Here is a 20,590-nt window from a genome sequence, read left to right as displayed (position 1 = left end):
ACGCCCGGTACAGGGCGGTGTGCTGCAGAGCTTCGCCGAGGGGTAATCTCCGTAGCTCAGGTGCACGACCTTGTCGGGGTCGAGGTTGCCCGTGACCACTTTGGTCGTCAACTCGTTGAGGCGGTCGTAATTGCCGATCGGATCGTCCCCGAGGAGATCGCCTTGGTAGGTGTCGCCGACCTCCTCGATCGTGCGGCCTTCCAGCACCGCGGGCAACCAGGCTTCGTCCTCGGCGTGCGAGGCCAGAATGTCACGGAGCGTCGGGTTCTTCTTGCGCGACCACTCGGCCGGTGCCGGCAGGTCGAGCTGCGCGGGTGTGATCTGGTCGACGACACAGCGCAACGCGGCATCCGCTTGAAGGAACATCTCTCTCTGCTTCATCGGGGCAAGTTAGCATGGCTGGCCACGATCGGCTAGACGCTCAACCAATCCGGGCCACGATCACGGCGATCTGCGCGACCGGCACTGTGCCGCTCTGCCCCACGTGCGCGGCAATGGCATCGTGCACTCGCCCGCTGACCTCGGTCGAAGACTCGGTCGCACCGATGCCGATTCTGACCGTGACCCGCACTCCGTCGGCCTGCTTCTCGATGAGCACCATCGGCGCCGCCTGGCCAGGATGCGTCACAGCGTGCACGGTGGCGCTGAGCACGGTGGACACGATCGATCCGGCGGGATACAACGCGTCCACACCGGGAACCTGACGCACCACGGCATCCAGCTGATCGGTGGAGGGAAGGACCTCGGTCATCAGTTCTCCTGTGCTCGAGCGGATGCGTCGGGCACGGCCTGCAGATCGCTCACCGTGATATCAATGGCCGCTACCACCAGCTCGGTGTGTTTGCCCAGCGCGGAATACATCGCTTGACGTAAATCATCGGCCAGCAGCGGTATATTCTCGCCGGGGAATACGGTGACGTCGACCAGAATCGTGATCGGCATTCCGGAGACGCCGACATCGCCGACCAGCACACACCGTCCGACCACAACGTTCTGCATGCGGTCGCCGGTTTCTCGCAGGATGCCGCGCACGGCGCCCTCTGTCACTACCAGTCTCGCGGTGGGTGCGGGGTGGGTGAGCGGTATTTCCCGGCCCGCATGCGCTTCCAGCGTGATGTTGCTGAGAATTGACGCCACCCAGCTGTCATCACGCAGGGATTCGCGTTCGAGGTCTCGCTCGAGCAGCGACTGCTGGGCCAGGCGCAGGCGCCCGAGACTGCGCAGGGCGATCTCGCATTCCGGCGAATCGTCGATACTCGGGTCGGCGGGCATCTGGCCGCGATCGAGGTATTCGCTGAGTTGCTCGATGGTGTGGCCATTCAGGTCGGTCCGTTCCCGCTCGGTGTCTTCCAGGTCGAAAGCGGCGAAGCGCCGATCGGCCGGCGTCAGTTCGGTCATCGCCATTCCTCCATCTCTCGAAGCAGGGTTTTGCGGGCGCGGGCCAGAAGTCCACGTACGGTTGAGAGGGGCAGGTCCAACTCGGCGGCAATATCACCGTAGCTGTACTCGGCGATTTCGCGCAGGGTCCAGCAACGTCTTTGGTCCTCGGGGAGGCCGGCCAGCACTCGGGAGAGCGCCTCGGTCTGGGACAGCGTTTCGGCGAGAGCGTGCGGCGCGCGGCTTTCCGGTGCTGGGGCATCCGTATCGTCGATATTGGCGTGCTCGCGGCGAGCGCGCACGCGATCAATACTCTTGCGGCTGACGATACGCATGAGCCAGCTCTTCACAGCGCTGGGGTCGTCGAGCGTGCCGAGTTGCTGCCACGCCGTGATGAATGACTCCTGTACGACGTCATCTGTCTCGTCATTGGAGCCGAGGACGCGCGTTGCCTGAACCCTCATGAGCGGACCGTATCGGCGTACGAGTACCTCGAAGGCACGCAGGTCACCGTCGGCGGCACGTTCGGCGAGCATCTGGTCGGCCGCAGTATCGAGCGGCGACGCGACCTGCTCAGGCACAGTGCCAGGCACATCTCCTCCTCGTGCACGCGTAGGTAAAGATTTCTCATCTTTGCGTGACGAATATGCCACAGCTTTCGTCTTACAGGTAACAATCCGCGTTTAGCCTCACCAAACGGTTAGGCACTAAGGAGTCATTCAGATGGACCTCAGCGATACCAACGGCACCGCAGCTTCCTCAAACAAGTCCCCACGCAGCCGCGCCCCGATCGGCACCGCGCTGGCCGGCGAGCCGCTCACCGGCACGGGAAAGACCGTCATCAACGACGGCGTCGTGGCCAAGGTCGCCGGCCTCGCCGCCCGCGAGGTCGCCGGGGTGCACGCCCTCGGTGGCGGAGCCGCTCGCGCCCTCGGCGCCATTCGCGAGGCGATGAACAACACTGATGTGAGCCAGGGCGTCTCCGTCGAGGTCGGCGAGACGCAGGTGGCCGTGGACGTCACCATCGTTGCGGACTACCCAGTGCAGTTGCAGCAGGTGGCCGACGACATCCGCTCGAATGTCATTCGCGCCATCGAAGATCTCGTCGGGCTGGAGGTCACCGAGGTGAACGTGACCATCGTTGACATTCACCTGCCGAGCGACGACAACACCGAGGCTGAGCCGACCAAAGCCGCACTCCGATGACTACCGCGACCCGTACCGGAATGCTGGTTGGCGCGATCCTGGCGCTGACCTGGGTGGTTCTGGGGTTCTGGGCGTTCCTGTTCGTCGGCCTGGCCATGCTGGTCGGCGCGCTCGTAGGCCGAGTGGTTGACGGCCGTCTCGACGTGAGTTCACTGATCGGAGCCTTTCAGGGAAAGCGCTCATCATCGTGAGCGTGACGGCCGATTCCCCTGGTTGGTTTCTCGGCGGCGATACCCCGGGTGAAACGGCCGCGGAACCAGCGGATGCCCAAGCTCCGGCAGCAGCGCCCCGCGCAGCCCGTGGCCGCACCCGCATTGTGCCGCGGGCGCTTCGCCAGATCGTCTCCATGGTCACCGCGGAGTCGCTCGGCGTGGCCGCGAACCAGGTCGGCGTCGAGCTCGGCGATGACCACGGCAGGCTCGCGCTTACGGTCAGCACCTCGATTCGTGTCGTTTCCCTACAGCGCGTCACGAGCGAACCGGCCCTCATCGCCCGCACCGGGGGGACTATTCTGGCTCGATCGGCCCAGTCGCAGACCGACATCCGACGCCGCGTCGGCGAACTCACCGGCGCGGACATCGGCACGGTCACCGTGCATCTAACCGGAGTGGATGTCACCAGGGAACGGCGTGTGCGATGACCGCTTCCACGTCGGCAACGTACGGGCGCATCAGCCGCCGCGAGCTACACTCACCGCGGTCCGCTGCAGCGATCGCAGTGGCGATCGTGGTCATCCTGCTGTGTGGGTGGTTGGGTACTGAGATCGTGCTGCGGCTGATCGATCAGCCGGCGCTACTGAGCGCACCGGCCGATCTGGTGGACGGCATAGCGGCTGCGTCGACCGCGCCCCTGTCACTGCTCGTCGGAATCGCCGTCGGCTGCGCGCTGGGCGGCATCGTCCTGCTGGTCCTGGCGCTCTCGCCCGGACGCAGGGCCAGGCATGTGATGGTCTCCGAGCGCGCGGTGACCATCGTCGATGACGAGGTGATCGCATCTGCTCTCGCGAGGCGCGCCGCTCGCACGGGCGGGATCGATCCGGACAACACCCGGGTGAGCATCTCTCGCCGCCTCACCACGGTGCACCTGGTGCCGATCTCGGGCCAGGCCGTGCACCGCGACACGGTACTCACGGCTGTGCGTGACCAGCTCGACGGCTTGCAGCTGCGCCCGGCGTTACAGACGCGGGTCGTGGTGGCCTCCGGCGGAAAGGTCGGAGCATGAACAACACCAACCGAGCGCTCAACCGCACCGTTCTGGTCCTGGTCGGCCTGCTGCTGCTCGCAGTGGCTGTTCTGCTCGGTCTGCTCTCATCGCAAGCCGCTCTGCGGGATGTCTGGAGCTCGGTTTTCGATACCACCCGCACCACGGTCGCGGGCTGGCTCCAGGCCACGCCGCTGGGAACGAGTACGCACAGCTGGCTCTGGATCGTCGCCCTCGCTCTGCTGGTGGCAACCGTGGGGGTGCTGCTCAGTTTCATTCTCCGGCAGGGCGGTGGCCACTCCGGCCGACTGATCAGTGAGCAGACCACAAACTGGGGCGTAACCCAGGTTGATTCCGCCGTCGCCGGGCAGGCGCTGCAACAGGCGTTCGGCGAGCACCCCGAGTTTCTGTCGACCCGCGTGTCGACCTACCGGGTTGCGCGGGAGGCCGTGCTCAAGGTCTCGGTCATCTGTCGCCGCGGTACTTCCCCGACCGACGTCGTGCGCATTGTCGAACAGTCCCTCACCGCCCTCGACGAACTGCTCGGCCGGCGCATCCCCGCCCTGCTGCAGATCAGCGGCGGCTTTCGGGTGCGCACAAGCCGAAGCACTCGCATCCGCTCAAGCAAATCGAATGCCCATTCTTCGTTCAGCGCGCCCGTGCCGAACGGTCCCAGGAAACACCACACGAAAGAGAGAACACCATGAGTGCAAGCGACAAGATCAAGAACGCCGCGCAGGACCTCAAGGGCAAGACCACCGAGGCCGTCGGCAAGGCCACCAACGATGACTCCAAAGTCGCTGAAGGCCGTGCCGACCAGAAGGCGGCTAGCGCCAAGAAGGTCGGCGAAGACGTCAAGGACGTCTTCAAGGACTAGCCCCACCCGGTGCGCGGCGGGCGCTGACGCCGGCCGCGCACCGTCATTCCCCTGGCCCTCCGGCCGAATCACGCCATGAAAAGAAGCACAATGTCCAACTTCTACGCAACCTCGTCGGCACCCGCCGACGACGATTCCCCGTTCGACGCGGATACGTCATCACCCGCCAAGGACGCCGCTTCGCACACCGCGAACGTCGCAGTCGATCAAGCCGCGAACCTGGGTGACACTGCCGCGCACGCAGCCGGTGAGGTCGCCGACGTCACGAAAAATGAAGTAGGAAAAGTCGCCGCCGAGACCAAGAAGCAGGCGAAGGATCTACTAACGGATGCCCGCAGCCAACTTACAGAGCAGGCCGGCGAACAGCAGGCCAAAGTTGCCGAGGGCCTGCGCTCTATCAGCGACGAACTGACCCAGATGGCCACCGCGTCCGACGCGGATGGCGTCGCAACCGACCTCGTGCGCCAGGCCGCTTCTCGCACCGGAAACGTCGCCACCTGGCTCGACGACCGCGACCCAGGGTCGCTCCTCGACGAGGTTCGCTCCTATGCCCGCCGCAAACCCGGCACGTTCATCGCGCTAGCCGCCCTGGCAGGCATTCTGGCCGGCCGGTTGACGCGCTCGGTCGCTGCCGACTCGGCCGATGACGGAACGAATGAGGGCACCGACCACCCCACCATCACGCCCCGGTATACCGGCGTTTCTGACCCCGCCGTGGGTCTGTCGGGGCCCAGTGGCTCGGTCAGCCAAGCCGGCGTTGTCGGGCTCACCGACACCAGCTACCGCACAGGTTTCGCTGAGCAGCCCGGTCTGCTCGGCGACGACCCCGACCTGGCGGTTCCGGAGCGATGACCGACCTGCATACTCCCTCAGAGCGCAAGGCAGCGGAGACCTCGCTGGGAGATCTGCTGGGGGAAGTCACGCGTGATCTCTCCACGCTCATGCGTCAGGAACTCGAACTGGCCAAGGCCGAGCTTCGCCAATCGGCCACCCGGGCCGGTAAAGGCGCTGGCATGCTGGGCGGCGCCGGCTACGCCGCCATCATGGCCGTTCTGTTTTTGTCGATCGCCCTCTGGTGGGGCCTCGGCTACCTGGTCGGCAATGGCTGGTCCGGGCTGATCGTGGCCGCTATCTGGGCGCTCATCGGGCTCGTACTGTTCCTGATCGGCCGCAAGGAACTGCAAGCCGTCAAGGGTGTGCCGCGCACCGTTGATTCCCTGAAGAAAATTCCTGACACATTGAAAAGAAACGAGGAGAACCGATGACCGACACCGACCGAACCCCCGACCAGATCCGGGCTGAGATCGAGCGCACCCGGCGCGAGCTCGGCGGCGACGTCGACGCGCTTGCCGATAAGGTGACTCCCGCCAAGATCATGCAGCGTCAGACCGACAAGGTGAAGTCTGCCCTCGGTTCCGTGTCAGAACGCGTCATGGGCGCGGCCTCACACACCGGCGACGCAGTGTCTTCGGCGACCGACACCATGGGTGAGCTGCCGCACCACGCCGCGAACACCACCAAAGGCAACCCCCTCGCCGTCGGACTCATCTCCTTCGGTATCGGCTGGCTGGCTGCGTCACTGGTTCCGGCCAGCGACAAGGAGAAGCAACTGGCGAGCTCGCTGAAAGAAGCAGCCCAGCCGTTCATTTCGGAGGCGACGGATGCCGCCAAGCAACTGGCCGATAGCCTGCGTGAGCCCGCGCAGGAGGCCGTCGCCGCCGTGAAGGACAGTGCCGAAGGCGCCGTCGACGAGGTCAAGGCAGCCGCGCAGGGGGCAGCCAACGACGTGAAGGACGAGGCTGTGTCAGCCAAAGACACCGTCGGCGACGCGGCACACGATGACGCCGCAACGGCGAAGCACAAAAGCAACACCGACCTCTACTAAATCGCGGTAGATTTCCACCGCCGGGGGTCGTGATCGTCCTGCGCAATCGCGACCCCCGACCTCTTCCGACCGAAGGAGACCCCATGGTTGACCACGGCCAGAGCCAGGAGCTCGCCGACGCGCCCGCGCCCGACGACGACCGCAAGCCTGACTCCCCGACCGAGGTCACCAAGACCTCGTGGAAGTACGTTCTCAAGCGCACGCTGAGCGAATTCGGCACCGACCAGTGCACCGATATTGCGGCCTCGCTCACCTACTACGCCGTACTGTCGCTGTTTCCGGCGCTGATCGCCCTGGTTTCCCTGCTCGGCGTGTTCGGGCAGGGGAAGCAGTCGGCCGATACTCTGCTGACGATTCTCGCTTCGGTCGCCCCCGGCGACGCCCTCGACGTCATTCGCGGACCGATCGAACAGTTCAGCACGTCGCCGACGGCCGGGTTCGCCCTGGTGGCGGGGATCGCGGTCGCGATCTGGTCGGCATCCGGTTATGTGGGTGCCTTCAGCCGGGCCATGAACCGCATCTACGAAATCGATGAGGGTCGCACTTTTCTCAAACTCAAGCCCACCCAGCTGCTCGTGACCGTGATCAGCATCGCTCTGCTGCTCGTCGCCGTGTTGATCCTGGCCATTTCCGGTCCCGTCACGGATGCCGTGGGCGCGGCCCTCGGCATCGGCCAGACCGTGCAGGTGGTCTGGTCCATTGCCAAGTGGCCGGTGCTCGCGGCGACCGTCGTGCTGTTGATCGCGGTGCTGTATTACTTCACGCCGAACGTGCGGCAGCCGAAGTTTCGCTGGCTGAGCCTGGGGGCGATCGTCGCCCTGGTGGCGATCGTCGTCGCCTCGCTCGGCTTCGGCTTTTATGTCACGACGTTCTCGAACTATGCCAAGACCTACGGCTCGTTGGCCGGGATCGTGATCTTTCTGCTCTGGCTGTGGCTGACCAACCTCGCACTGCTGTTCGGGGCCGAGTTCGATGCCGAACTCGAACGTGGGCGCCAGCTGCAGGCGGGGATCGCCGCCGAACAGAACATCCAGCTGCCGCCGCGCGGCACGAAGAAGAGCCAGAAGGCCGCCCTGAAGGAGATGCAGACCGTCGCCGACGGCCGCCGCATCCGCAAGGCCAACGCCGACCGCCAGCCCTAACGCCGCCCCCACGCTGGACGGGGCCCAGGCCCCGTCCGCGGGCCCAGTTTATAAACTGGTCCCGCGGTTTGGGCCTGGGCCCGAACCTCACATCCAACCGGCCGTCTCCATACCGTTGACCATGCAGCCGCCGACATCGTCGGCGATGCTGTTCCAGCCGACCGCAGCGCCGCGGCCCAACATATCCATGTTTGAACCGAAAATGTTCGCCATGTCCTGACCATGACCGATCGCACCCATCATGGAAGCCGCCCCGCTGCGGCCACTATTCCTGAGGGCATTCTCCAATCTTTCAGAAATCTGATCGGTGATCTCACCGCTTGCCATGTCCGCTCCATCGGCCAGGAAATCGTCGTCGATCGGGAGTTCAGCAATCCCGTCACCGCTCGACCAAGACTGCATACACGTCGACAGCATGCTCACCATCTGGATCTGACTGGTGATAATACCGACACCCTCGTCAAAGCCGTCCAGCACCCTGCCTTCCACTCCCATCGCGTGCAGGGCCGTGGACACCCCCTGCATGGCAAGCGCCATCACCTGTACGACATACATTTCTGCTAGGAGCACACCTGTCACAAGCGACACGATGGCGCTCAGCGCGCGCTGCGCCAGGTTACTCGCGACATTTCCCAAAATTTCGAGGTCGCTGGGGCGATAAATATCGGCCCACGGTGCGCGATCTTCGGAGACGATCACCCATGCGGTCGTTCCCCGGCTCTGCGCCACGTCTCTCCAGCCGCGAAATTCCGACCCCTGCTGAAGTTCGAGCTCGATCTGAACCACCGAACCGCGCAAGAAGCGGTTGCTGGCACCACCCGGGCAATTTCCCGGCGTCGTAAATGACACGCTGTCCGTCGTCGCCACCGAGTAGCAGATCGAGCGCAGCTGCAGAGGCAGACCGACCCGGGCTGTGATGTCACCCTGGGCGTTCAGCGACACGGATGCCCCGGTGGAAGCCGTTCCGTTGACCAGCGAGTAGGCGTAGTTCCCCGAGTTGGTGAGTCCGATCCCGACCGTTCGACCCGGACGGGCCCAATCGGGCGGGCAGCCGCCGTTGTCAGCGATGTATGCGTGCACGCCCGACGCCGGCATCGTGCTTCCCGTCCCGACGTCGTTCTGCACCAGCACGTCCAGATTCAACGGAGCGCAATACTCCAACCGGGGCGAGTAGTGTCGCATCAGGTTCATGTCGGGCACCCAGAGGTATCCGCGAGAATACGAACGACCGTCCGGCGCCGGTTCCAGGTCATAACCCTGCCCCTCGTAGGTTTCCACCGAGAAGAACGGAACGAGGTTTGGTGCATTGAGCGCGGGATCCGCAGTGATCAGGCCGGAGTGCTCGTTGGTCCACTTGCCGACGGGGCAGGATGGCTCCAACGATTCGCTCGCCAGGCGTACGGACCCGCCCTGAGGAAGCTGCACGGGCACTCGACACGAGCTGGAGTACCAGTTGGCGGCGATAGTGAGTTCGGAACCCACCGCGGTCAGGTCAAGGAGCGGCCCAGAACCGGTACCCGCTGTGCCAGCCCGCAGTACCCCCGAATCGGTACTGGTACTCCACACCGTCGTCGCGTCTTCGTTGTATCCTTTTTCGAACGAAATCGCTGCATATTTCGTGCTGACCTCGAGAGACCCCGTAGCGACCAACCAATCCAGGTGCGTCGTCAGGGAGTACGCGCCCAGCGTCGATTGTGACGACGTCGATCTGTTTCCGCCACAGTCATGCTGCCCATCCCTGGACCCGGGCGTGAGAATCAGACTCGTCGAGTCGACGACTTCGCTCGGGTTCCCCCTGGAATACGACAGTCCGATCGGTGAGGAGGTCGTCGTGGTGACCGCTACACACCGAACTTCGCTGAAGATCGCTCCGTATCGAGCCGCCGCCAGAACCGTCACTACCTGCAGCCGTGAGACCGCATTCTTTGGAATACTTCCGACCGCACGCACGGCGAAGGTGGGATCAAACTCGGCGCAGGCACCGGATGCCTCCCACGAGCAGTGATTGTCGGCCTCGGAGAACGCGGCCACACCCATACCGGTGTCGGCGACGGCCTTGAGGGTGAGCTGCGTGCCCGGTACGTACCCAGCCTCCCCCGACGCCGTCGTGCACTCTCCGGTAATAGGCAAGAAGTACAGGGTGCTGTCGGGCCGCTCGGAGGATTGCACGGTCACCGTGCCGCCGAGGCTGCTGACGAGCGAAACGGGGATGCAGTCCCGCACCTTGAATGTGGCCGTGACTGAGCGGTCCTGGTCCATGACCACGTGGGCGTAGCGCGGGTTTGCCACCTCCCGCTCGGCCCCCGCGAATTGCACAACTTCGAGGACTGGGCGGTCGTACGCGGTCGCCCCACGATTCTGAGTAGTGTGATTAGTAGTGAGCTCAACCACCGTGCCCGCGGCGTAACGCGGTTCGCCCTGCTCCTGCTGCCGGCGTTCGTCGTACGTGGCGCCGTCGGGGCTGACGCAGTTTGGCTCGGTCAACGACACCAACTCGCCCGGGTAGTGGGGGTTCACCACGACAGGGTTCAGGGTCAGCGTAAAACATCGGGGAGAGTACTCATAGAATGGCTCCGCCCGAAGCACACCCAGTACCTGCACCGGCGCGCCGTCGGTCAGGCCCCGATACTTCGTCGTACCGCCCCATTGAGCGCCAGTGAAACTCCAGCCGGCCCGCACGTAGTTCATGGCCGGAGCATCGGCCGTCATCGTGACGATGCTGCCCGTCAGTACTCCGTGCAAGTCGCCGCGGTGGCACGCCGTCGCCTCGCTCAGATCGAGGGTGGCCCGGTAGACCTCAACCGAGACGCAGGCGCGCGTTACGGTGCTGCCGGTCTGCTTCCGGCCCGGGGCATCGTCGGAGGGCAGAAAGGTCACCGTGTAGGTCTGAGCGGCATCCATCCCTCCCCAGGAGCGATCCGGAACGGCGATGACGCAGCTTCCGGCCAGTGCCGGGCCAGTGCACCAGTTGCTGCCGATAGTGGCTTCAACGATGCCGGAGGCCGGCGCGCCCGAAGTCGCCACCGCCCAGTTCACCGTAACCGGTTCACCCTCAATCCAGTGTTCCGGCAGCGGGTCGTAGCTGGTCGTCAGGATGCTATACCGCGCGGCAGCGTCAAAGTCAACGTTCCATGATTCCGCGGGCAAGTACTGGTCGTCACCGGAATACTGGGCGACGGCGACGTTTGCCCCCGCGCGCACGGCCCAGGCTGGGAAGGTGCACGGTGCGTTGGGTGCAGCAACGCAGATTGCGCCGGACGGCGACAGCGTCACGCTGACCGTTCCGACGTTCAGTATGCTGCTCGTCACGAGGCCCATGACGGGAGTCACGGTGAGGGGTTCGCTAACAACGGCGTTGCTGATCGGCAGGAGGCGGACGGAGGTCGACCGCTTGTCCACGTAGAACGTCGTCGAGACGGTTGCCGGCCCGGTGTCGATGCCGTCGCCGGTCGTCATTGCGGTGACGGCCAGCCATCCGGCCGAGGCCGTGGGCACGTCGACGGTGCCGGTGAAGGCATCCGTGCCGTTGGAACGCCACAGACTGACCGGATAATCGACATCGTCGACGGACACTGTGGCAACAAGATGGGTGGATTCGCCGGGAAGTCCGAACGGAACGGCCGCCGTCACGGTGAGAGTAGCCAGGCTGCCAGCCGTGACCGAGGTAGCACTGACCGAGAGATAGGTGGTCGGAGCAGCCAGGGTCAGGTCGAAGACCGGGCCGTTCACCGTCTGGTCGAGCGGGCCGTAGACCGCTCGGGCATGCAACTGGGCGAGTCCGCCGCGCAGCGTCGACACCGTGAGCGAGCCGACGAGCCCATCGGCATGCGCAACCAGCGTGACGGTTCCGAGACCGCGGCCAGCGGCATCCACGATAACTGCTTCGGTGCCGGCGGCGAGTCCCGGCGTTCCCGAGGCGAGGGTGTGCGCGGTGACGACGAGGTTCACTGGCGCCCCGGCGCTCAACGAGTCCGTGGTGGTAGTTGTGGTGATGCGCAGATCGGGCACTTCGGCGGGCAGCACTGTGGTGATCAGGCTCTCCGAGACGGTCGGCGCCAGGCCGCTCGTCTTCGTGTAGGTGACCTCCACCACGAGCGGATGATCGCCCGCCACCAGCGTGGACCAGTCCAGCGATCCGGTGCCAGCGCCGTTCAACGCGATCGTGCCGAGAGACGCGCGGCCACCGAAATAGTCGTACACGGTGACCGTCTCGACCAGGTCGAACGGCACATTGGACAGCGCTACGCCCATCGAAAGGGTCATGCCGATTCGCGGTTCAACCGGTAGGGTCACCGCGAGAACCGGTACATAGGCGGCCACGACCAGGTCGGGCAGGTAGGTCTGCCGGGCCAGGTAGAGCGCGTCACCCTCATACTGCGCGTGATAATAAATCTGACCACTGACGGCGGCAATCTTCATTCTGAGGGTGCCGTCGACCAGATACCCCCGCCCCACGGGTACGTAGCGGGAATCGACGATCTGCACCCAGCCCGACGGCGCGGGCAGCCCGGCCGCGGCCGCGTAGCTGATTTCCAACCAGGTGTCCTCGAGCGAGAGATCGCCAGACCAGTGCGACGTCGGCCACGGTGCGTTGGCATGGGTGACCTCGGCGGTGACGTTGCCGCTCGATGACCAGAGATGGGTATACGGCGCGGCAACCTGCGAATAATCGGCCCGAACGACGAAGTCGGCGACCGTCGTCGGGGTGTAGCGGATGCTCGCCTGCCCGGTGGAGTCGACCGCAACAGTGCCCAGGTCGTTGCCGTTGACGTAGAACTTCATCTGCCCGGCAACGACCCCCGCGTTCGCGGCGGACGAGCTGGCCGTAGCGGTCAGGGTGACGGGACTGCCCACCGTGGCGAAGGTGGTGGTCAGGGCCACCGTCGTGGGAGCGCGATCGATGTTGATCGTGTACTCGTCGGTGGCGGCCGCCGCGCTCGTGTCGGTACCGAGCACTTCGGCCCGATAGGTGTGCGCGCCAAAGCCGAGTTTCCGGGTCAGGTCTAGGGTGATTGTAGCGTCGCCGTTCGTGATGGTGAAATCAGCGGATGCCGCGATCGGGCTGTCGAGATAGACCCCATCCCGCACGATCAGGGTACGTGGGCCGTCCACTTCACCGGTCACGGTGGCGACGATCGAGTGGCCTTCTCCCCACGTGATCGTCTCGTTCCACGCGGGCGTGGCCATGATGTACAGGCTCGTCATTGCCTTGCCGAAGTCAACCGTGAGCGAATCCTCGGACGGCTCGTATGAGCCGGTCGGCAGGTAGCTGAAGCGAAGCGGCACGGTGCCGAGTGCGAAACCGTCCGTAGGTACGACCACCCAGGTCAGGTTGTCGGTGGCGGTGTCGACCGTGGTCAGCAGGGTGGATCCGCTGTAGACCTCGATGCTGCCGGTGACGCTGACCGGAGTGCCGTTTGACGTCATGACGATGTTGAAGGTCAGGTCATTGCCGATGCGGGCCTGTCCCGGGTTCATCTCGTAGACGGTCATCTCCGTGACCGTGCCGCCCTGCACGGCGAACGCGGGCGTCGCCACGAGAGTCGAGCACAGCGCCAGCACCGTGACCATTGCGGTACGCCGCATGGCCGGCGTGGCCCGGCGCAGGAAGTCGGCGTAGCGGGAACGCAGGCCGACGCGCGCGGCGCTGACTGTGGCATCCGTTCGGTCGGTGGGGCTGGGCGGACTCAGTACGGCAATGGCGACACCGGTGAAGATCAGCAGGATGGCCAGGGTGAGGGCGAGCAGGAGGGTACCCGCTATGAATCCTGCCGACGTGGCCTCGGTCGCGCCGGCCTGCACGATGGCGGCGACCGTGGTTCCGGACCAGGTGAGCGCGGCCGACACGGGTGCGACGAACAGCACGAGCAGCAGCAGGGAGCGCGTCTGCCGGCGCACCCGGTTGATCGCCGAGCGAAGTAGCCCCCGAACCGAACGCGGCCGAGCGAGGCTGGCCGGGAACAGGGCGACGATGGCGGTCAGGGCTACCAGCAGCGGGAGGAAGGGAATCGCCCAGACCAGGGCACGCCGCACACCGGGCGAGGTGCGGGCCTGCTCGCCGACAGCCCCAGGTGTGCCGCGTCGGTAGCGCACGTAGAGAACGACGGCCAGCACGAGCGCCCCCGCGGTGATCGGAGCCCACGCGAGCAGCGTGATGAGAACGTTGATGACGAGCAACGCGAGCGCTCCGAGCAAGCGTGGCAGTGTCGCGAATGCTCCGCCGAGGGCGCGTCGGAGTGGCCGGTTCTGGCCGATGTGGGCTCCGGAGTGCAGCAGGGCGATGGCGAGCACCCCGATCAGCACCGCCAGCCCCGCGGAACCGTAGAGGATGACGTTGATGCCGACGGCATGCACGAGGGCGCCGGTGGGGGTCGTGGCCAGGCTCGCACCGGCGGCCAGTCCGAATAGCAGCACACCGACCATGGCCAGTAGCGGTGCCGCGACGATTGCCAGTAACGCCAGCACGGCGGATCGGGCCAGATTGGCAGGAGAGAGGCTGCGGGCTGCGCGGGTGCGAATTGATAAGGAAAAGGACGCACTCATGTGGAACCTATCTGAGGTACTCAGCCTGATCAGGGCTTCTGTGGAGGTCTGTGACGACGGATGTCGGTGCAGAGGAATTCGTCGTTGTGACAGGGTGCGTGACAGACCGCGGGCGAAAAGTATCGCTGGTTGTACATTAGCGAGCCTGCGTTCCACTTGATATACCCCAATTATGGGTTCTATATCATGATGCTGTCGCCGGCCCGCTGCGCTGGGGCTGCGCCAATACGCGGACTTCGCGCTGCCGGGCGAGACGGGCCGAATTCGTCACGACGATGTCTCACGACCACTATGGCTACGAACGTACGCCTCCCGCGCAGCGGCGCAGCTCCTGCGCGCCGTGAAAGTGTCCTCGGGCTGGTTGGATAGGAGGATGTGTCCGACCGGAGACACAGTCAAAGATTCAGGGGGCACGAGTGCGACTGCTCTACGCGCTGCTCCTCAGCAGCATCATCCTGACCGTGGGGCTCTCGGTGGCGGTGCCCGATGCGACGCTCGTCGCCGGCGGGTTCACCATCGCTGCCGCGGCGGTCGGGCTGATGCTGATCAACCGCACCCAGCGCATCATTGCGGGGGTGCTGATCGGTGTGGGTATCGCATCCGTTGTGGTCGGCCTGGTTCTGGGTGGGCAGATTGTGGGCCGCGACCTGTTCCTGGTCAACCAGGACCTGATCGGTATGCTCGCCGCGGTGTCGTTTCTGCGACTGGTCACACCGACATCGCCGATCACACGCACCCGGCTGCACGGCCGACTCGCCGTGGTGCGCACCGCCCTGGCCACGCACGCGCTCGGCGCGATCATCAACATCGGTGCGGTCGGCATTGTCGGCGACCACCTGCGCGGCCGGTCGAGTCTGCGGCTGGCCGATGCGGCGCTGATCTCCCGGGCCTACTCGACCGCCGCGTACTGGTCGCCGTTCTGGGCGGCCGCCGCGGCCGCCACCACGCTCGTTCCCGGCGCGAATTCCCTCGTACTGGTGCTCGTGGGACTGGCCCTCGCGCTCGTCACCATCAGCTTGAGCGTCTGGGACATTTTTCATCTGTGGGGCCGCGAGCTGCCGGCCTATACCGGGTACACGCTGAGCTGGGAGCTCATTCGCGTGCCGCTGGCCCTCGTTGCCGTGGTGGTACTGGCGCACCAGTTGGTTCCCACGGTTCCGGTTCCGCGTATCGTGCTACTCGCCGGCCTCGGCGTCACCCTCATCGGCCTGCTGATCATGAACGGTCGTGGTGCCCTGCGCGCGCTGGCCCGGCATGCCCGGCACGACCTGCCGCAGCTGCGCGGTGAGGTCACGCTGTTCGCCTCCGCCGGGGTACTCGCCGTCGGCCTGCGGATGCTGTTTCCCCTGTTCGACCTGCAGCTGCCGGTGGCGGGGTTCACTGTGCCCGTGGCTTGGGCCATGATGCTCGCGATGATTCTGTGCGCGATGGCCGGTGTGCACCCGGTGGTGTCGGTCGCGATCGTCGCGGCGCTCGTGCAGCCGCTGTCGCCCGACCCCACCCTGTTCGTGTTGGCCGCGTGCATCGGCTGGGGAGTCTCGACCGCGGTCGGCCCGGTCACCGGGCTCACCATGCTGCTGAGTGCCCGGTACGGCATCGACAGCATCACGCTGACGCGTCGCAACCTGATCTACCTGGCGGCCGTGCTCGTCACTTCCTGGCCCGCACTGCTGCTCTGCGCCGCGCTGGTGTAGCGCTTCGCGGGAGCTGCGCCAGTGCGCGGGAATTCAGGTCTGGCCAGAACTCTAGCGCTGCGCGTCGCGCGGGAGCTGCGCCAGTGCGCGGCAGTTGCGCGTCCCGCGCAACGGCGCACCTCCCGCGCAGCAAGAAAACGTACGCGGACGGGGCCGATCGCAGCGGTTGGGCTAGACGGCGACCTCGACGGGCTCGTCGCTGACTACATAGTTCTGAATCTCGATGAGCAGCAGGTCGCCGGCTTCCTGGTCGGTCAGACCTTGGGCCAGAGCGAGTTCGGAGACGAGGATCTGGCGGGCCTTTTCGAGCATCCGCTTTTCGCCGGCGGAGACACCTTTGTCTTGATCGCGGCGCCACAGGTCGCGCACGACCTCACTGACCCGGTAGACGCTGCCGCTGGCCATTTTCTCCTGGTTGGCCTTGTAGCGGCGCGACCAGTTGCCCGGCTCCTCGGTGAAAGCGTTCTGCAGAATCTCGTACACGGCACTGACGCCAGCGGCATCGATGACGTCGCGCACGCCGACGAGCTCGACGTTGTCGACCGGCAGCTGAATGGTCAGCGCGCTGGTGTGCACGTTGAGGGTCATGAACTGCTTCTCGACGCCCTTGATGGTGCGGGTCGCGAGGGCCGTGATGGTGACCGCTCCGTGGTGCGGGTAGACCAGGGTTTCGCCGATTTCAATCTTCATAGAATGCGCCTTCAGTGTTGTGTGGGTGATGCAACGCGAACGGGCGTTGCGCGTGAAGTTTCGGGTTCGAGTAGCCAGCCGGGCAGTAGGGCCACGAGCTGGTCGACGAGTTCGTCGTCGGAGATATCGAGGTGACCGCGCATCCAGGCGCCGATCAGGGTGAGCGCTCCGCCGGCGACGTAGGTCGTGACCAGTTCGGCATTCACGGCGTCGTCGAAGACGAGCACGGACTCGAGCATGCGGGTGGCGTAGGCCTCGATGATCTGGTCGTGCGCGCTGCGGGTCAGCGGCAGTTCGAGCACGCTCGCGTAAAGCGGAAAGTTCTCGACCATGTGCGCGACGAGTCGGGCGTAGCCGAGGCGGGAGGCGTTCTCTCCGGTGCGCGGCCGCGGCAGATCAAGACCGGCCGAACCGATGTCGGCGAACTGCGCCTGCAGCAGTTCGGCGGCGAGCACGTCGAGACTGGCGAAGTGCGCGTAGAAGGAGCTGCGGCTGATCCCGGCCAGGCGCACGATCTCGGCCACCGAAACGGATGCCGCCGGCTGGGCGATCAGCGTGCGGATGGCCGTGAGAATAAGCTGCCGGGTGCGCTCGGCACGCGGGTCGTGTTTTGACTCGTCTGGCTGCACTGCCGCCTGCAGGGCAGGGGCAGTCAACGAAGTCATTTGACTATACTAACACTTTTCGGACAAGTGTCCGAGACTGGCAACAATTTCACGGCTGACTCGCGGAATACCCGCGAGTCAGCCAACTTTTTAGCGCGCGCGGTACTCGTCAAGCAATTGGGCGCAACGGATGAAGCCGAGGTGCGAGTAGGCCTGCGGGTGATTACCCAGGTGAGTTTCGGTGGCCGGGTCGAACTCTTCGGAGAGCAGCCCGGTGGGACCGGCCAAGGCGATCAGCTGGTTGAACAGCGCTTCGGCCTCGTCAAGGCGCCCGGTGAGCACGTAGGCCTCGATCAGCCAGGTCGTGCAGATGTGAAAGCCACCCTCAAGCCCGGGCAGGCCGTCGTCGTAGCGGTAGCGGAACACCGTCGGTCCAACGCGCAGCTCGCGCTCCACCGCACTCACGGTCAGCTGAAAGCGCTCATCGTTCACGTCAAGCAGGCCCGACAGGCCGATGTGCAGCACGGCGGCATCGAGGTCGCCGCTGTCGTAGGCCACCGTGTATGACTGGGCTTCCTCGCTCCAGCCTTCGCGCAGAACTTCGTCGCGAATCGTGGCGGCAAGTTCCACCCAGCCGGCGCCGACTGCACGTCCGTGCCGCTCGGCGGTGCGCATGGCCCGGTCAACGGTCACCCAGCACATCGTCTTCGTGTAGGTGTGGTGGCGCGGCGAGCGCCGGGCCTCCCAGATGCCGTGGTCGGGCTCCTGCCAGCGGCTGGTAACGGCGTCGACCATCTCGGTCAGCAGATACCACTGAAAGTCCGAGAGCGTTCCCTGCCGGGCGCTCAGCGTGTCGATGAGCTCGGCAACCGGTCCGAACACGTCGATCTGCACCTGGTTGTCGGCGGCGTTTCCGATACGTACCGGGCGGGATCCCGCGTAGCCGGGCAGCGATTCGAGGCTCGCCTCGGTCGATAGTGATGAGCCGGTGACCGAATAGAGCGGATGCAGCCACTGCGCGCCTGGACTGTCCGCCACGACCCCGGCCAGCCAGCGCAGAAACCCGTCGGCCTCGTCGGTCGATCCGAGGTCGACGAGCGCTTTGACGGTCATTGAGCCGTCACGCAGCCAGCAGTAGCGGTAGTCCCAGTTGCGGGTGCCTCCGATTCCTTCGGGCAGCGAGGTCGTCGAGGCGGCGAGCACGGCTCCGGTCGGTTCGTAACAGAGGGCCCGTAGCACGAGGGCCGAGCGGCTCACCAGCGAAGGCTTCACGCTCGGCAGCGACAGTGAATTCACCCAGGAACGGGAGTCGTTCATGACCGCGCCGCGACGGGCGGCCTCGCCGGCGGCATCCGCTGCGTAAGGCGCAGTGTCGCCGCAGCGCAGGTTGAGCATGATCGCACCCTGCGAGAGATCAACGACGGCAGTGGCCGTCTCGTTGCGGCCGTCGCTCGTGACGGTGAAGTCGACGCCGGCGGCCGTCAGTACGATCGGGTCGGGGGTACCAGTGATGGTCACCACGCCGTCGGCAGCGTGCATGTTGAAGTAGGCGACGGCATAGTCGGGGCGCGGCGCGAAGACGATGCGGGCGAGCCCAGAGCCGGTGAGCTTGCGCACGAGATTGGTGATGCCGAGCGGCGACGGCTCGATGTAATCGGTGACGGTCACGTCGGCCCAGCGGGTTTCGACGACCATGGTGTTGTCGACGTACCGCTGGCCGAGCACGCGGCTCTTCTTGACCGGTTCGATCGAGAAGTGTCCGGCCTCTTCACTGCCGAGGATGCTCGCGAACAGCGAGCCGGAATCGGGCAGCGGATGCGTCATCCAGCAGATGCGCGCTTCCGGCGTGACGAGGGCGGTCGACGTGCCGTCGCCCAGCATGGAGTGGCGTTCGATGGCCACAACGTGCTGGCCGAACAGCCAGTCCTTGCGCAGTTCGAACAGCAGAGCCAGAATCTGGGCGAGCTTTTCGGGGCCGCTGATGCGGTGCGCGGCGACTGATTCGTCGTCGCCGATGCGAATACCAAGGTCGGGGCCGTGCAGGGTGTTCATCGCCAGTTCGTCGCTCGCGGCATCGCCGGCGAACAGAGCGGCGCTCACTCCGAGACGGGTGCGCAGGCGGTCGAGGGCCACACCGGAATCCTGGGACTCATCGGAGGGCTCGTGCGCATCAAAGAACTCCGAGTCGAACTCGGCACCGTTCGACCCGACCAGGTGCACCTCGCGGGGCAAGCGGGAATCCGCAGCGAGGTCGCGCAGCGGGCGGCCCGACATGACGGCGGTGTGGGTGTTGGGCAGGGCGGCGAGGGCGCGCAGGGCGGTCGCCGACTCGGCCAGCAACACCGACGGCACGTCGGAGGCGACATGGTGCGAGAGCGTGCCGCCGTAGTTGCAGGCCACCAGCAGCGAGGGCGTGCGGGCAAGCTGCTGCAGGTCCTGCACTATTTCGCTTGACAGCCCCGTCAACGTGCGTGGAAGGTTCTTGGAAAGATTCAATCGTTGGGGCATTAGAGATTCCTTGCAGAAGGGCGTCGACCGTCAAACCAGTTGCTAGACCTAGGCGACGTTACCATTTGCCGCAGGCTGCCCAAGCGGCTGAGGCACCTTCTGGCGGGCTGTTGTCAGAATCGCACCGCCCCGCGACCCACTAGCCTGAAGCCACGACCGCACTTTCGGTTGACAACTTTTCGTCGGGTGGGTGACATGGCAACGAGGTGGTCGCGGTTCGCTCGCGGCTGGCTGACCGCCGTCGTGGCCGTGCTCGTCGCCGCTCTCTCGCACGTGGCCGCCGGCGGCCAGGCGCCCGCGCCGGTCAGCGCCTCCATCGCTCTCGCCTTTGCGGGCATGGTCAGCATCGCTCTGGCGGGCAAGAAGCTGTCCCTCGTGAAACTCAGCGTGTCGGTGGGGTTCAGCCAGGTGCTGTTCCACCTCGTGTTCGGGCTCGGCGGAACGGCCGGCTCCATGACGATGGCCGGGCACCACGGGGCGACGACGGTGATCGTGGGGGCGGCATCCGCTTCTCCGGTCTCACCGGCGATGGGGTGGATGTGGGTCGCCCACGCCCTGGCAGCGATCGTGACGATCGTGGCACTGCGCCGCGGCGAGCGCACCTTCTGGGCCGTGGTCGAGCTGGCGCGCACCGCGCTCGTGGCCGTGGTCATTGCGCTGTGCATCGTGCTGCCTCCGCGCCGGGTCGCTCGCATGCGCGCCGCTGTGCACCGTGAATTCGTGCCGTTAGACCTGGCAGTGTTGCTGTCGCCGATGCGACACCGCGGCCCGCCGCTCGCCGGCTTCTAAGCCCGGCAGCTCTCGCTCACGGTATCCGCGCGCCCGCGCATCCGCTCGCGGCACTGGTTTAAGAAGTCGGCACT

The 20,590-nt window shown here is 65.6% G+C and carries 20 protein-coding genes; 13 read left to right on the top strand and 7 right to left on the bottom strand.

The window, feature by feature from the left end; translation table 11 throughout:
- Window positions 1-60 precede the first annotated feature (60 nt).
- Window positions 61-417, top strand: coding sequence for a hypothetical protein (locus CJ028_RS21385; RefSeq protein ID WP_240607196.1), 357 nt, complete (start codon window positions 61-63; stop codon window positions 415-417).
- Between the two features lie 4 nt (window positions 418-421).
- Here the strand turns inward: CJ028_RS21385 and CJ028_RS10765 are convergent, their stop codons facing one another.
- Genes CJ028_RS10765 through CJ028_RS10755 form a run of 3 tightly spaced genes read right to left on the bottom strand, consistent with a single transcriptional unit; the run spans window position 422 to window position 1,913 of the window.
- On the bottom strand, window positions 422-751 hold the full coding sequence (locus CJ028_RS10765) for a hypothetical protein (RefSeq protein ID WP_105035257.1): 330 nt from the start codon (window positions 749-751) through the stop codon (window positions 422-424).
- Window positions 751-1,398 carry an Asp23/Gls24 family envelope stress response protein gene (locus CJ028_RS10760; protein ID WP_129590466.1) on the bottom strand — a complete coding sequence of 216 codons (648 nt, stop codon included), beginning with the start codon at window positions 1,396-1,398 and terminating at the stop codon, window positions 751-753. Before CJ028_RS10760 ends, CJ028_RS10765 begins: the two co-directional genes overlap by 1 nt.
- Entirely contained in the window at window positions 1,395-1,913 is a 519-nt protein-coding gene (locus CJ028_RS10755) for an RNA polymerase sigma factor (RefSeq protein ID WP_105035313.1), read from the bottom strand. Before CJ028_RS10755 ends, CJ028_RS10760 begins: the two co-directional genes overlap by 4 nt.
- Window positions 1,914-2,100: 187 nt before the next feature.
- Between CJ028_RS10755 and CJ028_RS10750 the strand changes: the two genes are divergently transcribed.
- The 10 genes from CJ028_RS10750 (at window position 2,101) to CJ028_RS10705 (ending at window position 7,687) form a co-directional block, all read left to right on the top strand.
- A complete protein-coding gene (locus tag CJ028_RS10750; RefSeq protein ID WP_105035255.1) occupies window positions 2,101-2,583 on the top strand; it encodes an Asp23/Gls24 family envelope stress response protein in 483 nt (160 codons plus the stop codon).
- Window positions 2,580-2,774 (top strand): DUF2273 domain-containing protein, encoded by a 195-nt coding sequence (locus CJ028_RS10745; RefSeq protein ID WP_105035254.1) that lies wholly within the window; start codon window positions 2,580-2,582, stop codon window positions 2,772-2,774. Before CJ028_RS10750 ends, CJ028_RS10745 begins: the two co-directional genes overlap by 4 nt.
- Window positions 2,775-2,776: 2 nt before the next feature.
- Window positions 2,777-3,223 (top strand): hypothetical protein, encoded by a 447-nt coding sequence (locus CJ028_RS10740; protein ID WP_129590465.1) that lies wholly within the window; start codon window positions 2,777-2,779, stop codon window positions 3,221-3,223.
- Entirely contained in the window at window positions 3,220-3,804 is a 585-nt protein-coding gene (locus CJ028_RS10735) for a DUF6286 domain-containing protein (protein ID WP_105035252.1), read from the top strand. Before CJ028_RS10740 ends, CJ028_RS10735 begins: the two co-directional genes overlap by 4 nt.
- Complete coding sequence (locus tag CJ028_RS10730) at window positions 3,801-4,490, top strand: hypothetical protein (protein WP_105035251.1); 690 nt, start codon at window positions 3,801-3,803, stop codon at window positions 4,488-4,490. The genes CJ028_RS10735 and CJ028_RS10730 overlap by 4 nt, the downstream gene beginning before the upstream one ends.
- Window positions 4,487-4,660 (top strand): CsbD family protein, encoded by a 174-nt coding sequence (locus tag CJ028_RS10725; protein WP_105035250.1) that lies wholly within the window; start codon window positions 4,487-4,489, stop codon window positions 4,658-4,660. The genes CJ028_RS10730 and CJ028_RS10725 overlap by 4 nt, the downstream gene beginning before the upstream one ends.
- A 75-nt stretch (window positions 4,661-4,735) precedes the next feature.
- Complete coding sequence (locus tag CJ028_RS10720) at window positions 4,736-5,512, top strand: hypothetical protein (RefSeq protein ID WP_129590464.1); 777 nt, start codon at window positions 4,736-4,738, stop codon at window positions 5,510-5,512.
- A complete protein-coding gene (locus CJ028_RS10715; protein WP_105035248.1) occupies window positions 5,509-5,925 on the top strand; it encodes a phage holin family protein in 417 nt (138 codons plus the stop codon). Before CJ028_RS10720 ends, CJ028_RS10715 begins: the two co-directional genes overlap by 4 nt.
- Window positions 5,922-6,545: a DUF3618 domain-containing protein gene (locus CJ028_RS10710; protein WP_105035247.1), complete on the top strand. Its 624-nt coding sequence runs from the start codon at window positions 5,922-5,924 to the stop codon at window positions 6,543-6,545. The genes CJ028_RS10715 and CJ028_RS10710 overlap by 4 nt, the downstream gene beginning before the upstream one ends.
- An 83-nt stretch (window positions 6,546-6,628) precedes the next feature.
- Window positions 6,629-7,687 (top strand): YihY/virulence factor BrkB family protein, encoded by a 1,059-nt coding sequence (locus CJ028_RS10705; protein ID WP_105035246.1) that lies wholly within the window; start codon window positions 6,629-6,631, stop codon window positions 7,685-7,687.
- An 87-nt stretch (window positions 7,688-7,774) separates the two neighbouring features.
- Here CJ028_RS10705 and CJ028_RS10700 read toward each other — a convergent pair whose 3' ends face one another.
- Window positions 7,775-14,230, bottom strand: coding sequence for a DUF2339 domain-containing protein (locus tag CJ028_RS10700; protein ID WP_105035245.1), 6,456 nt, complete (start codon window positions 14,228-14,230; stop codon window positions 7,775-7,777).
- A 416-nt stretch (window positions 14,231-14,646) separates the two neighbouring features.
- Between CJ028_RS10700 and CJ028_RS10695 the strand changes: the two genes are divergently transcribed.
- Complete coding sequence (locus CJ028_RS10695) at window positions 14,647-15,924, top strand: hypothetical protein (protein ID WP_105035244.1); 1,278 nt, start codon at window positions 14,647-14,649, stop codon at window positions 15,922-15,924.
- 171 nt (window positions 15,925-16,095) lie between these two features.
- Here CJ028_RS10695 and CJ028_RS10690 read toward each other — a convergent pair whose 3' ends face one another.
- From CJ028_RS10690 to CJ028_RS10680, 3 genes are all read right to left on the bottom strand, one after another.
- The gene (locus CJ028_RS10690) at window positions 16,096-16,614 is read right to left on the bottom strand and encodes a CarD family transcriptional regulator (RefSeq protein ID WP_092107039.1); all 519 of its coding nucleotides are present in this window, start codon (window positions 16,612-16,614) and stop codon (window positions 16,096-16,098) included.
- A gap of 11 nt (window positions 16,615-16,625) precedes the next feature.
- Entirely contained in the window at window positions 16,626-17,279 is a 654-nt protein-coding gene (locus CJ028_RS10685) for a TetR/AcrR family transcriptional regulator (protein WP_105035243.1), read from the bottom strand.
- Between the two features lie 90 nt (window positions 17,280-17,369).
- Window positions 17,370-19,727 carry a trehalase-like domain-containing protein gene (locus CJ028_RS10680; protein WP_105035242.1) on the bottom strand — a complete coding sequence of 786 codons (2,358 nt, stop codon included), beginning with the start codon at window positions 19,725-19,727 and terminating at the stop codon, window positions 17,370-17,372.
- Window positions 19,728-19,922: 195 nt separating this feature from the next.
- Between CJ028_RS10680 and CJ028_RS10675 the strand changes: the two genes are divergently transcribed.
- Window positions 19,923-20,516, top strand: a complete 594-nt coding sequence (locus CJ028_RS10675; protein ID WP_105035241.1) for a hypothetical protein — start codon at window positions 19,923-19,925, stop codon at window positions 20,514-20,516.
- Window positions 20,517-20,590: the final 74 nt, after the last annotated feature.

The sequence above is a fragment of the Cryobacterium aureum genome, from assembly GCF_002954245.1.
Lineage (GTDB): Bacteria > Actinomycetota > Actinomycetes > Actinomycetales > Microbacteriaceae > Cryobacterium > Cryobacterium aureum.
Note: the sequence above shows the minus strand (reverse complement) of the source record. Positions and strands in the feature narration are given on the sequence as shown.